Annotated in this window: 12 protein-coding genes, 2 rRNA genes and 1 riboswitch; of the genes, 2 read left to right on the top strand and 12 right to left on the bottom strand. The window is 56.0% G+C overall.

Annotated elements, in window-relative coordinates; translation table 11 throughout:
- Positions 1-17: 17 nt before the first annotated feature.
- The 7 genes from purB to F1379_RS23870 all read right to left on the bottom strand — a co-directional run bounded on the left by purB (position 18) and on the right by F1379_RS23870 (position 8,325).
- Positions 18-1,313 carry an adenylosuccinate lyase gene (gene purB / locus F1379_RS23900; RefSeq protein ID WP_150274751.1) on the bottom strand — a complete coding sequence of 432 codons (1,296 nt, stop codon included), beginning with the start codon at positions 1,311-1,313 and terminating at the stop codon, positions 18-20.
- 6 nt (positions 1,314-1,319) lie between these two features.
- Entirely contained in the window at positions 1,320-2,765 is a 1,446-nt protein-coding gene (purK, locus tag F1379_RS23895; RefSeq protein WP_239004789.1) for a 5-(carboxyamino)imidazole ribonucleotide synthase, read from the bottom strand.
- A 20-nt stretch (positions 2,766-2,785) separates the two neighbouring features.
- The gene (purE, locus tag F1379_RS23890) at positions 2,786-3,271 is read right to left on the bottom strand and encodes a 5-(carboxyamino)imidazole ribonucleotide mutase (protein ID WP_150274749.1); all 486 of its coding nucleotides are present in this window, start codon (positions 3,269-3,271) and stop codon (positions 2,786-2,788) included.
- A gap of 244 nt (positions 3,272-3,515) precedes the next feature.
- Positions 3,516-3,617: riboswitch (purine riboswitch) on the bottom strand.
- Between the two features lie 219 nt (positions 3,618-3,836).
- Positions 3,837-4,271 (bottom strand): universal stress protein, encoded by a 435-nt coding sequence (locus F1379_RS23885; RefSeq protein ID WP_150274746.1) that lies wholly within the window; start codon positions 4,269-4,271, stop codon positions 3,837-3,839.
- A gap of 103 nt (positions 4,272-4,374) precedes the next feature.
- Positions 4,375-4,641 carry a DUF1294 domain-containing protein gene (locus F1379_RS23880; protein ID WP_150274744.1) on the bottom strand — a complete coding sequence of 89 codons (267 nt, stop codon included), beginning with the start codon at positions 4,639-4,641 and terminating at the stop codon, positions 4,375-4,377.
- Between the two features lie 110 nt (positions 4,642-4,751).
- Entirely contained in the window at positions 4,752-5,963 is a 1,212-nt protein-coding gene (locus F1379_RS23875) for an MFS transporter (protein ID WP_239004788.1), read from the bottom strand.
- A gap of 223 nt (positions 5,964-6,186) precedes the next feature.
- Positions 6,187-8,325, bottom strand: a complete 2,139-nt coding sequence (locus F1379_RS23870; protein WP_150274740.1) for a DNA topoisomerase III — start codon at positions 8,323-8,325, stop codon at positions 6,187-6,189.
- Between the two features lie 125 nt (positions 8,326-8,450).
- On the opposite strand from F1379_RS23870, the gene tsaA reads away from it, so the two are divergent.
- Both tsaA and F1379_RS23860 read left to right on the top strand, forming a co-directional pair.
- Complete coding sequence (tsaA, locus tag F1379_RS23865; protein ID WP_150274738.1) at positions 8,451-8,894, top strand: tRNA (N6-threonylcarbamoyladenosine(37)-N6)-methyltransferase TrmO; 444 nt, start codon at positions 8,451-8,453, stop codon at positions 8,892-8,894.
- Positions 8,895-8,919: 25 nt separating this feature from the next.
- Positions 8,920-9,825, top strand: a complete 906-nt coding sequence (locus F1379_RS23860; RefSeq protein ID WP_150274736.1) for a helix-turn-helix domain-containing protein — start codon at positions 8,920-8,922, stop codon at positions 9,823-9,825.
- A gap of 75 nt (positions 9,826-9,900) precedes the next feature.
- On the opposite strand, the gene F1379_RS23855 is transcribed toward F1379_RS23860, so the two are convergent.
- The 5 genes from F1379_RS23855 to F1379_RS23835 form a co-directional block, all read right to left on the bottom strand.
- Complete coding sequence (locus F1379_RS23855; RefSeq protein WP_150274733.1) at positions 9,901-11,031, bottom strand: DUF4179 domain-containing protein; 1,131 nt, start codon at positions 11,029-11,031, stop codon at positions 9,901-9,903.
- Complete coding sequence (locus tag F1379_RS23850) at positions 11,006-11,563, bottom strand: RNA polymerase sigma factor (protein WP_239004787.1); 558 nt, start codon at positions 11,561-11,563, stop codon at positions 11,006-11,008. Before F1379_RS23850 ends, F1379_RS23855 begins: the two co-directional genes overlap by 26 nt.
- A 194-nt stretch (positions 11,564-11,757) precedes the next feature.
- Positions 11,758-12,516 carry an acyl-[acyl-carrier-protein] thioesterase gene (locus tag F1379_RS23845; RefSeq protein WP_150274729.1) on the bottom strand — a complete coding sequence of 253 codons (759 nt, stop codon included), beginning with the start codon at positions 12,514-12,516 and terminating at the stop codon, positions 11,758-11,760.
- A gap of 453 nt (positions 12,517-12,969) precedes the next feature.
- Positions 12,970-13,086, bottom strand: a 5S ribosomal RNA gene (rrf, locus tag F1379_RS23840).
- 55 nt (positions 13,087-13,141) lie between these two features.
- Positions 13,142-13,282: ribosomal RNA gene (locus tag F1379_RS23835) — 23S ribosomal RNA — on the bottom strand; the annotation flags it as partial.

Raw genomic sequence — 13,282 nt, 5'->3', positions numbered from 1 at the left:
CAAATAGTTGCTTATGCTTAATTCAAGCCCAGCTTGCGGAAAATCGTATCAACATGCTTCAGATGCCACGATGGATTGAACGCATCCTCGATCTCTTCCGGACTCAGCACCGCCGTAATTTCCGGTGTAGCTTCCACAATGTCGCGGAACTGGGTCTGCTGCTCCCAGGCCTGCATAGCACGCGGCTGCACAGTATCGTAAGCCTGCTCGCGGCTGAAGCCCTTGTCGATCAGCTTGGTCAGCAGACGGCCGGAGAATGGCACACCGTAGGTGCGATTCATGTTGCGTTTCATATTTTCCGGGAAGACGGTCAGGTTCTTCACAATGTTGCCGAAGCGGTTCAGCATGTAATTCAGCAGCATCGTCGCATCCGGCAGGATGATCCGTTCCACCGAGGAGTGCGAGATATCGCGTTCATGCCACAGCGCCACGTCCTCATAGGCAGTTACCATATGGCCGCGGATGACGCGCGAGAGACCGGAGATGTTCTCGCAGCCAATCGGGTTGCGTTTATGCGGCATGGCGGAGGAGCCCTTTTGACCCTTGGCAAAAGCCTCCTCGACCTCGCGCACTTCACTCTTCTGCAGCGCGCGGATTTCCGTCGCGAACTTGTCGAGCGAAGTGGCGATCAGTGCCAGCGTCGCCATGTATTCAGCGTGGCGGTCACGCTGCAGCGTCTGTGTCGAGATCGGCGCCGGGCTGGTGCCCAGCTTGCGGCAGACGAATTCCTCCACGAACGGGTCGATGTTGGCATAGGTGCCGACCGCGCCGGAGATTTTGCCGAATTGTACGCCGTTTGCGGCATGACGGAAGCGCTCCAGATTGCGTTTCATTTCCTCGTACCAGAGCGCCATCTTCAGGCCGAAGGTTGTCGGTTCTGCGTGCACGCCGTGCGTCCGCCCCATCATCGGTGTATCCTTGTAGGCTACCGCTTTGTCCTTCAATATCTCGATGAAGTTGATGATGTCCTTCTCCAGAATCTCGTTGGCCTGCCGCAGCAGGTATCCGAGCGCCGTATCCACCACGTCGGTGGAAGTCAGGCCGTAATGCACCCATTTACGCTCTGCGCCAAGGCTTTCCGATACTGCGCGGGTAAAGGCGATGACATCATGGCGGGTCTCCAGCTCAATCTCGCTGATCCGGTCAATGTCGAATTTCGCATGCTCGCGCAGCTTCACGACATCCTCCTGCGGGATGACTCCCAGCTCGGCCCACGCCTCGCAGGCGCATAGCTCTACTTCCAACCAGGCATTGAATTTATTCTCCTCGGTCCAAATGGCCCGCATCTCAGGTCTGCTGTAACGTTCGATCATATCGGTCTAGTTCCTCCAAAGGTTAGTTTGCTCCACCCAGGCCAGCGCGTCAGCGGTGTCCCGGCAGAGCAGATTGATGTGGCCCATCTTGCGGCCGGTCTTGCTCTCGGTCTTGCCGTATATATGAAGCTTAGGAATCACACCCAGTTGCTGTGCCGCTTTGTCCTCCCGTACAGTGCGCTCTACGGCGCCCTCCAGGTGCTGGCCCAGTACATTCACCATCACCACAGGTGTAAGCAGCGTCGTATCGCCCAGCGGCAGATTGCAGACCGCACGGACATGCTGCTCGAACTGCGAGGTTGCACAGGCATCCATCGTATAATGCCCGGAGTTATGCGGGCGCGGCGCCAGCTCGTTGACGAACAATTCGCCATCTTCCGTGACGAACATTTCTACCGCCAGCAGGCCCACCGCATCCAGTCCGGCGACCAGGCGCTCGGCCAGCTCACAGGCCCGGCGCTGAATCTCCTCCGGCACCCGCGCCGGCACGATGGACAGGTGGAGAATATTGTTCACATGGATATTCTCTGCTGGCGGGAAGCTCTTCACCTCGCCGGAGGCGCTGCGTGCGGCAACCACGGAGATTTCGCAGCGGAAGCTGATGAACTTCTCCAGCACCAGCTCCGGCACCTCGCCCTGCGCGGCGCCCGGGGCCACCTGCCGGAACGCGGCTTCCAGCGCTTCCGGCTCCCGGATGACGGCTTGTCCCTTGCCGTCGTACCCCCCTGTGGCTGTCTTCAGCACACAGGGCAGGCCCAGCTCGGCAGCCGCGGCCTTCAGCTCGTCCAGGCTGCCGACCTTGCGGTACGGGGCAACCGGCACGCCTGCTGCCTCGATGGCCGCCTTCTCGCGCAGCCGGTGCTGCGTCGTATACAGCAGCCGGCTGCCCTGCGGCACGTACGCCTCCTCCGTCAGCAGCGCGGCTACGCCCGCGTCGACGTTCTCGAACTCGTACGTGATGACATCGGAGCGGCGCGCCAGCTCGCGCGCCGCCGCAAGGTCGCTGTACGCCGCTGTAATCTGCGGCGACACCTGCCCGCACGGCGCATCGGCCGCCGGATCGAGCGCCACGAAGCGGTAGCCCATGGCGCTGCCGGCAAGCGCCAGCATCCGGCCGAGCTGGCCGCCGCCGAGCACGCCTACCGTCGCGCCTGGCGCCAGCGTCTTTACCGCCGCAGCGACGCCTGCTTCGCCCTTACCCGCATCGGCACCGCTAGCACTCGCTTCAGCTTTGCCTGGCTTGGCTTCACTCACCTCGGCTCTACTCGCTCCAGCCTCATTCGCTTCGCCCTTACCCGCATCGGCACCGCTCGCACCCGCTTCAGCTTTACCTGCTCCGGCCACACTCGCCTCGGCTCTATCATCTCTAGCCTCATTCGCTTCGCCCTTACCCGCATCGGCACCGCTCGCACCCGCTCCAGTCTCTGCCGCCCATCCCTTCTCCATGCTCATGCTGCCTGGCTCCCCCTGTCTCATAGGCTGTCGCTGCTCTCCAGCACCTCACGCTGAATGGCCTCGCGCCGCGCGGCTACCCGCGCCGCCACCTCCGGCTCGTAGGCGCCGATGATCTGCGCCGCCAGCAGGCCGGCGTTCACCGCACCTGCGCGGCCGATCGCCACGGTCGCCACCGGAATGCCGCCCGGCATCTGCACGATCGACAGCAGCGAATCGAGGCCGTTCAGCGCCTTCGTCTGCACAGGTACGCCGATGACCGGCAGCACCGTCTTCGCGGCCACCATACCCGGCAGATGTGCCGCGCCGCCCGCTCCGGCGATGATGACGCGCAGCCCTCTGCCCGCGGCCTCCTCCGCATAGCGGAACATCAGATCCGGCGTGCGGTGCGCAGATACGACTTTTTTCTCATAAGGAACCTTCAATTCTTCCAGCACCGCACAGGCATGCTCCATCGTCTCCCAATCCGACTTGCTGCCCATAATTACTCCAACCTGTACAGACATGCTTCACCCTGCCTTTCAGCTCCCGTTAGTGTAGCCCGCCGGAATATGTTTCCGCTTCTCTATCAGTATCCCATAAACCGGAACAAAAAAGCCCGGATTCCAGACGCAATTTACTTGCGGGTGGACCGGACTTCTGCAGGAGAACAGGACGCTGCGCAGGCAGCCGGAACCCTCGCAAAATCCGGCAAGTGGCAGTACACAGCCCACCGCCCCGTCTGTCCGGGGCGGCGCTGCCAAGGCCGCTGGGGCGTTCCTGTTCCCTCGTAGTCCGGCAGTTTACGGTTACCGGGTAGAGACTTCCGGGCCATATTCCCGGATATATACGAGCTCTTCATAGGTCCAGTTTAACAACGCCCTACACTTCGTGTCAACTTAAACACGAACATTGTTATACCTTGTCTTTATATTGTTCGCTTTTGGGCACATCTTTACCTGTTGTCAGGCTCTGCCTGCCCAGAAGCTCCAGCCGAATCCTGCTATGCCCTGCAGCCCGCCACAGCCACCACGACCCTCCGGACCGGCATACAAAAAGGGAACGCCGCAGCGTTCCTCTCTTCAACCTATTTTATTTGACCACCAGCACCGGAATGCGGGCGCTCTGGACCACGTTGTGACTGACACTGCCCAGAACAAATTCGCGTATCCCGCCCAGCCCGCGGCTGCCGATGACAATCACATCGACATTATGTTCGCCTGCATAATTCAGAAGAACTTCGGCAGGCGAGCCCTGCAGCAGCTCCACTGTGGCGTTAAGGCCTTCGGCATCAAGACGCCCCTTGACCTCATCCGTGGTCTGAACCGCCAGATCATAATAATCCTTGTTTACAGAAGCCGGCAGAGGCGCCAGTGCTTCCCCTATGAAGAAACGTGGAAATTCAAAGGCATGGACGACATGCAGCGATGACCCCGGAGTGATCTTGGCCAGTTCAATCGCATGCTCAAGAGCCTTGTTGGAAGCTTTCGAACCGTCGTAGGCAAGCAGAATTTTAGAGAATAACATGTACGCCACCTCTTTCTTTCTGTACTATTTTCGAACCACCCCGCAAAGCGGGGCCTTGCTTCAAGGCTTGTCCAGGTACTTCTCAGACCCGGAACTGACAATACTAGGATGATAAAAAATACCCATAGAGCACAAAGTTAAGCACCAGCAGGAGCGGAATCCCGATCCGGAAGGAAGCATGACGCGTCTTGTGGCGTTTGCGGTACATGGCAATCAGCACACCGAGCGCCCCGCCCATCAGGGCCAGCAGAAACAGCGTCTTCTCCGGCACTCTGTCGCGCCGTTTGCGCGCCTTGTCCTTATCCTCGGCCATGACCACATACCCGATCACATTGATGATCACAAACCATAGCAGTATCCCTCTGACCATCGCTTCCGGCCCCTCCTCATACACTTCGCTCTACTATCCATTATAGTACCCTTGCCGGCAAAAGACCAATCCCGGCGCTTTCCCCGCCTGGCCGCTTCTTTACCTAATCCTTACATGGCAGTGCCTCTGTCGGCCCGTTCTCTAAGCCAGATCCATGACAACACCGCTGCAATAGCGGCGGCGATTCCTCCCAGCCAGAATCCGCCCCGGAGTCCATAGACTGAGCTCATCCACCCTGCCACAAACGGCCCGCCGGACATACCCACCGCATATACCGCCTGATAGAAGCCCATTGCCGTAGCCCGTTTATAGGGAGCTACCCCGGATACCGATTTGCCGAGCAGCAGCGGAAAAATAAGACCCTGCATCAACCCGTTGCCCACCTGTGTGGCACAAAGGGCCGCCAACGTCGGCATCGCTGGAATCAGCAGCGTAAATACCGCTGTCCCGGCAAAGCCCAGCAGCAGCGTGCCGCGGTCGCCCAGCCGTCCGCCGAGCAGGCGCGAGCCATACAGCGTCGCTATGGCATGGGGGAGCATAAAGGCCAGTGTCAGCCAGCCCAGTTCGCTTTTGGCGGCACCGAGGGCAAGCGCCTGATTCGGAGTATACCCGAACATGGTAATAAACAGCACACAATGCGCCAGCACCGATAACAGGGAGACCTTGACGAGCAGCGGCTCCTTTACCACGGATGCCAGATCCCGGATTTGAATGCCCCCGCTATATCGCTCCTGCCGCTGTTCTGGCAGATGCAGTGTCAGCAAAGCTGCCACAGCCGCCACAGCCAGCCCGATGATAAAGGGGGCATTCCAGCCCCAGTGCTGGACAATCGTCCCGCTGACCAGCATGCTGGCAAGCTGGGCAACGACAGTGGCAAATTGCAGCATGCCCATTGCTTTTCCCGCATCCTCCTTCGGAAAATAGCCGGCAAACATCACCGAATACACCACCCAGGCCGACGCCGCAATTCCAGCTACGGCGCGCGCTGCCAGCGCCCAGCCGGGATGCGCCCCGGCCAGGAACAGCAGGCAGCTTGCCCCGCTGGCCAGCAGCCCGAGCAGCACGAACGGCCGCCGGCGGTTCAGCATATCCGAGCCGATGCCGATCGGCAGCCGGCACAGAATCTGCACCAGCCCGTATACGCCAAGCACTGCGCCGACCATGGTATAGGAGGCACCCAGCGATTCTACATACGGTGACAGCACCGGTACATATATGTAAGAAGAGAACCAGAACATAAACACAATCACCAGGAAGAACCAGCGGCTGTCCCTGCTTTTCTCCGGAACGGCTGTCCTGTCTGCATCCTTCCGTTCTTTCATAATAGCCACTCCATCACCTGCTTCTTCGATGTTAGTATAGACCCGGAATACGCCCTTCCGCCTGATCTTTCTAGTTAAGCATATCCCCGGACAATTGGGAAGAACATGTCCCGCTGTGCATACTACCGGATACAGGCAGCAAGGGTGCGCCCAGCGCCAATAACCCGGGAAGGCTGTGTATTTCACAGTCCTCCCGGGCTTCTTCTGAACATGCACTTGACTCCTACTTGCCTTTCTCCTTCGCTTCCATCGCCGCTTTCAGCAGATCACCGAGGCTTGTGCCTGCGCTTTCCTGTTTGCTGTATTGCTGCACCAGCTTCTGCTGCTCGCGTTTGTTGACATGCTTGTGGTCTTTGTCCAGCGTTTCGGTTATTCCGCAGCCCAGACACTGCACGAACATCCCCGCCTTGCCTTCCTTCAGTTCCATCTTCTTGTGACACTGCGGACAGCGGCGGTTGGAGAGACGCTTCTCCCCGGCACGGGTATATCCGCAGTCGTCCGCCGGGCAGACCAGCAGCTTGCCGCGCTTAGTCTTCTTCTCCAGGAGGCGTGTGCCGCATTCCGGACAATGGCTGTTCGACACATTATGCGGCTTGTATTCCGCGCTGCTGTTCTTCACGCCGGCCACCAGCTCCTGGGCCATGCTGCGAATGCCCTGCAGGAAAGGCTCCGGCCGTCCCTGTCCCTTGGCGATTCTTTCCAGATCCGCTTCCCAGCGGGCGGTCAGCTCCGGCGTCCGCAGCTGCGCGGAGACGATTCCGATGAGCTGCTTGCCCTTTCCGGTTGGATGCAGCGAATTGCCCTGCCGCTCAATCGTATCGGAGCTGACCAGCTTCTCGATAATATCAGCGCGGGTGGCGGGAGTGCCCAGCCCGTGCTTCTCCATCTGCGTCAGCAGCGAGGCTTCCGTATAGCGCTTAGGCGGCTGTGTCCGGCCGGAGCGGATCAGGCAGCGCCCGAGCTTGACGCTCTCGCCTTCCCGCAGCTCCGGCAGCTTCACACTGCCTGCCGCCGGCTCATCTGCAGCGTCATCCTCATCCTCGTCGCTGCTCATATCGCCGCCGTACACCTCGCGCCATCCGGCGTCTTTGACGGTAGTACCTTTAATGTAGAAGCTTTCGCCCTCTACATTGACGGTAACGGCTACCGCATCGTAACGCGCTGCCGGATAGAACAGACTGATAAAGCGGCGTACGATCAGATCGTACAGCTTGCGCTCCTCGGTGCTCAGCTGATTGAGCAGCACCGTCTCCTCTGTCGGAATAATCGCGTGGTGATCACTGACCTTGCTGTCATCCACAATACGTTTGGTGACCGGCAGCGGCTTGCGGAGCAGCGGCCGCGCCAGCGGAGCATAAGGGCCTACGGCTACGCTTTCCAGCCGCTCCTTAAGCGTGCCGGTCATATCCGCCGTCAGATAGCGGCTGTCCGTACGCGGATAAGTCACCAGCTTATGCTGCTCATACAGACGCTGCAGCACGCTCGACGTCTGCTTTGCCGAGAAGCCGAACTTCTTGTTCGCATCCCGCTGCAGCTCTGTCAGGTCATACGCCAGCGGATGCGGCTCGGACTTCTCGCTCTTGTGGACCTTGGCAATCTTGCCGGAGCGCCCGGTAAGCTTCTCCTTAAGCGCGGCGGTCTTTGCCTTGTCAAAGATCCGTCCATCGCCGCCCGCAGCCCTCCAGCCGGCCTGGAAGCTGCCGAAGTCGGCGCTCAGCAGCTCATACTCCTGGGAGCGGAAGCTCGTAATCTCGTTCTCCCGGTCCATGATCATGCCAAGCGTCGGAGTCTGCACACGTCCAGCCGACAACGGAGCACCGAACTTACAGGTCAGCGCCCGGGTAACGTTCAGTCCGATCATCCAGTCCGCCTCCGCGCGGCAGCGTGCCGATTCATACAGCCGGTCGAAATCCTTGCCCGGCCGTAAGGAGGCGAACCCTTCCTTGATGGCCTTGTCGGTCTGCGAGGAGATCCAGAGGCGCTTGAACGGCTTGCGCCAGCCGGCCATATTCATGATCCAGCGTGCCAGCAGCTCCCCTTCACGCGCGGCATCTGTCGCGATAATGAGCTCCCCGACATCCTGCCGATTCATCAGATGCTGGACCGCCTTATACTGCTGGCCGGTTTCGCGCAGCACTTTCAGTTTGGTCTTGTCGGGCAGAATAGGCAGATCCTCCAGCGCCCATGACGCATACTTGCTATTATAATCCTCCGGCTCCGCCAGCCCGACCAGATGGCCCAAAGCCCAGGTTACGATATACTTCGGTCCTTCCATATAACTCTTCTGCTTGTTGCCGCAGCCCAGTACGCGCGCAATCTCCCGCGCCACTGACGGCTTTTCGGCCAATACCAATGCTTTCATAGTACGCTCCTTTCTTCATCAACAACTTATTATACCATTATTCAAAAGTCCGCAAATATCGTCAGGCAAACCTGCTGCAGCTAAATTACACTATACCTAGCATCAACCGAAAGGAGTCACAGCCAATGCATAACCCAGAAACATATAATATTGTTCAGATAGGTACTGTGTCCGGAGCTTCATCCAGTCTTTATCTGGAGATTCATCCGCAATACGCCCCGGCTTTACTGGGCTTGGCCGATTTCAGCCACTGCCAGGTGCTTTGGTGGATTCATGAATTAGCAGATGATACATTCCGGAGCACCACACAGATTGACCCGCCTTATCAGGCGCCGGTCACCGGTGTATTTGCCTCCCGTTCTCCCGTCCGCCCCAACCCTATAGGGCTTAGTGTAGCCAGAATCGTATCTGTCGACATGGAGCGCGGCAGGGTAGAGGTAGCCGGACTGGACGCTTATCCCGGAACTCCGGTGCTCGACATCAAAGCGTATTTTCCTACAACAGACCGTGTCCGGCAGGCAACCGTTCCCGCATGGGCTACTTCTTGGGGAGAATGGGTGGAGGAATAAAACAGTGATCCTGGGAGGTGCAGCCTTGAATAACCGCCAGCTTATCGTTCAAGCGCTGGATCATATCGAAGCAAACCTCCGGGTTCCCTTGTCCGTCCAAGCCCTCTCCAGGAATACCGGCTACTCGCTGTATCACTTCATCCGGCTGTTTCAAGGCGTGACCGGGCTTACTCCCGGTGATTATATCTCCCGGCGCAAAATTACTGAAGCCGCAAAGGATATACTTAAGACACCTGAGCGTTCGCTCCAGGATATTTCTCTGGATTATGCTTTTAATGATTATGAGACCTTTGCCCGGGCTTTCAAAAGAATACTGCGCCGTCCCCCCTCCGCGCTGCGCCAAAAATTACATCCGGACATTCCGCCCCTGCTTCCGCGTCTGTATGAAAATGACTTACAGCAGTGGCCTGACACGCTGTTCGTGCAGCCCCGGCTAATTGATCTCGGAGAATTGGTCCTTCAGGGACCGCAGGTTAATGAATACACCAACCCAGCTGCTTTTGGGGCAGCCTGGGAGAACCTGTTCGGCAGCTTAGCCTTACTTCCGGAGCGCATGCTCCCGGAGCGATACTATCAATTGGGGTATTGGGCAGACGATTATGAAGACAGTGGAGCTTCCTTTCTGTGCGCATGTGAGTTAAGCCGCATTCATCCTGTATCGTCCGGCCCGGGCTCCGGCCTGGTTGCAGACCAAGCGATTCCTCAGTTCCCCGTCCATGTTCTGCCGCCAGCACGTTATCTCAAGTTTCTGCATAAGGGACGCTCCCGCGAAATCCCTGCTACATATAAGTATATCTATGGCGTATATTTGCCCAAAACCAACTACCGCCTGACTCTTCCTTATGAGTTCGAGTTCTACGGCGACGATTATTTGGGACCAGACCATCCGGAATCCGTCAGCGAAATTTATATTCCACTTACCTTACTCTGATAACATACACAAGCCCGCATCTGCTCGGCAGATACGGGCTTATTTGCGCCTATTTTTGTAATACTTGGTGCTGTCTTAAGGAATGACTATCGTGGTCTCCAGTTCCGGATAATAAGTCTTTACACGCTCGCCGTTGGCATCCGTCATTATTTCCATATCCCCATCGAATGTACAGGTATAGGGTCTGACCGTTATGGCCTTGGGCACTTGCGGAAAGGCATCATACAGATTATCCACAATAGGGTGCCGGATCGCTTTAGCCGGAGAATAACCCCAATGCTGCGGGTTAGCGATATTACCTGCATCGTCCACCAGCTCATAAAACACCTCGGTAGGCGCATACTCCCCCGTCTGTTCCGGAGATACGGGCACTTCGCCTGTACTGGTGATTACCATTCTTATCGAGACTGGGGTGATATTCAGCTTCGTAACCGTATATTGGAAATCGTCTCTGCTTGCGCCTTGATAAGGAGAAAGATTGATAATTCCCTCTGTTACCTTCTTTACCGGCACCTGAAATACAAACGGCTCCTTAATCTGTGCTACCGGAACACTGACATTAACCGTCATTTCGTCTCCGTAGGAAGCTGTATTAAGCAGTGCATTCAGTTCGAGTAAAAGCGTGTTCGGCTGTCCATCCACATCGCCAGTGGACATTGAGCCGTACCCTACAGGTTCCCCGGAGGGCAAGGTTACCGTCGGAATACCCAGCAGACCTTTGGCTGCACTATCCAGACCACCGGTTTCGAGAGCGCCAGGAACAGCCAGCACCCTCTCTTCATTAATTCCACTCCGCTCAAACCCGAGTGCCAGCCGCGTCCCATCATAGAAGGCCTCAGTAATACTTAAGGTCACCCCATCCTGCGTAACACTTAAAGCTGGAGCCGTTGTCATCCCTTGTTCCGCAGCCAGCTTCAGGCCCGGGTCCTCCGTATGTTCGAATATGCCGCCCAGCAACGGGAGCTGCTTTAACGTATCCGCCCATGCCGGGGAAACAAAGCCTGCACCTATAGTGCATATCCCTATGACTGCTGCGGCGCTCAGGGTAATCATAGCTTTTTTCAGCAGCCCGTGCTTTACTGCTGTTTGATCAATGCGGTTCATAATAAGCTCACTGTAGCTCTCTGCCGGCAGCTGCACCTTTTCAAAGCTCCGGCGGATTTCTTCATCTAAATGACGCTCACTTGAACTCGGCCACTTCTCCATGAAGGTAACCTCCTTTATTCTCCTTTTGCTGAATCAGCTTCTTCCGCAGCCGCTCGTATCTCTTGCGCAGAGCTGCCGGGCTGCGGCCGGTAATTTCCGCCATTTCCTCAAAGCTGTACTGCTCCACCACATGCAGAATCAGCAGTGCGCTTTCCTCCGAGGTCAGACCGGCAAACAGGGTATCCACCAGCGCCCCATCGCGCTGCCCATCGTTACCGTCACGCAGATGCATTTGATAAAGAGATAACAACCGGCTGCGGCGCTTGTTTTGGCGGAGCTGATCCAGACAATGATGATAGGCAATCTTATACAACCAGGCGGAAAAAGAAGCCCGCCGCTCATATCTTCCAAGCTCCCGATACACTTTCACAAAAATGTCCTGCACCGCATCCTCAGCCTCTTCCCGGCTCCGCAAAATGTAGAAGCAATAGGTGTAGATTTGCTTCTCATAAGCTTGTATCACCGTAGTATAGGCTTGGCGCTCACCTGCGCTCACCTTATCAATCGCTTCCTCGATCATATTTGGATTCATTGGGCTCCCGGGGTTCCCTTGCTCCAAAAGAATCACCTCCGTCATCCTTGTACATCTATATAACGAACCCCGATCAGCGATTTGTGACATCCTGTGGATAATGAATATAAAAAAAGCAGTCACTCGGAACTCTGAGCGGCTGCTTAGTAACACTGTTATTAACTCTGTTAATAACCCTATTATAAAAATGATTTTTATGAAGTCTCCCGCTTAGCAAGCTGCAGACATGCCTCAAATAATACCCGGCCTTCCCCCTGTCCACGAACATATATGCCGGTATCGGTCCAAGATGTTCGCAGAATAGAGATTTCATCCCCGAACGTCGCCTCCTGGGCATATGTAATATGAAGCCCGGTAAGCTCTAATTCCTCCCACTCTTCCAGCGACAACGCATCACAGCATAAGTCGACATAGCGGGCGTTGTTAAGATGGCCATTGTTATCAAGTCCGCTGTACCTCACCTGATACCGGTAGGCTTCCTCCATGATTGGCTCCTCCGGTATCGCTACTTTTTCAGGTAAGTCACCCACAGAGTCCTCCAGATAGGGCTCGACAGTAACAGGCAGCGCTGAGGGGCGGAGTATTTTTCGTTTATCGATATCTACAAGAGCCCAGATGGAACGGGCTGCAGCAACTTCATGACCAGCCTCGTCAAAAATACGGTAATCCCGCTGCCAGAGCGCTCCCTTATTCCCCTTGCTCCAGGTCTGCACGGTAAGCGATTCGTTCGGCTGCGGCAGGCGCTTAAGCTCCAGCTTCATTGTGATGACCATCCAGCCCATTCTAGCCTCAAGCATCTTCTCAATGTCCAGACCCAAACTGCTGACCGCCGAATCTGCAGCACGCTGCATAATATCAAGAAGATAGGAAAGCTTGACCCTGGAACGGAAATCCGTATCACTGGCATGAACAAAAAATTGCTCTGTCCACAATAAGTTGTTCTGTTTGTCCATAACTTGCTCGCTCCTTCATCATTTCATCCACATACATGTGTTATATCCACATAACCTCTCCTGAAATCCACAGCAAGCTGGGGAGTACTTAGTAATATGGATAAAATAATAAGCTATCCACATGTGCATAAGTTTAATTTCAGTCCATCAACAGCCTTAAAACTGCGGTATGTTTATATCGAATGGGCAAATCTATTTTTCCAATGCAAACAGAGCCTCGTAAAGATTAAATTATATCTTGTTAACGTATATTAGCTTCTGCTTCGCTCGTTCCCCATAGTCTCCGGCTTCAAAATGTAAAAGCAGTACAGGTGAACTTTATTTGTTCCAATCTGACAACCGAGTAGCACCTTCCACTTTGGTCAAAGTGTTACCCCTCTATATAATATAAGTCTTTACAACTTAACACAAAAAATCCGCATTTGACATCATGTCAAATGCGGATTTTCAGGTGCTTGGCAGCTTCCTACTCTCCCAGGACCCTTCGGTCCAAGTACCATCGGCGCTGGAGGGCTTAACGGTCGTGTTCGGGATGGGTACGCGTGGAACCCCTCCGCCATCGCCACCAAACGGCAGGCCTCAATCGCCTGAAAACTGAATCCGAAACGAATCTGTGTTTAGATATTTGGATAAGCCCTCGACCGATTAGTATTGGTCAGCTCCATGCATTGCTGCACTTCCACCTCCAACCTATCTACCTCGTCGTCTTCAAGGGGTCTTACATACTGGGAAATCTCATCTTGAGGGGGGCTTCACGCTTAGATGC

This window comes from Paenibacillus tepidiphilus, assembly GCF_008635795.1.
Classification (GTDB): Bacteria; Bacillota; Bacilli; order Paenibacillales; family Paenibacillaceae; genus Paenibacillus_AQ; species Paenibacillus_AQ tepidiphilus.
Note: the sequence above shows the minus strand (reverse complement) of the source record. Positions and strands in the feature narration are given on the sequence as shown.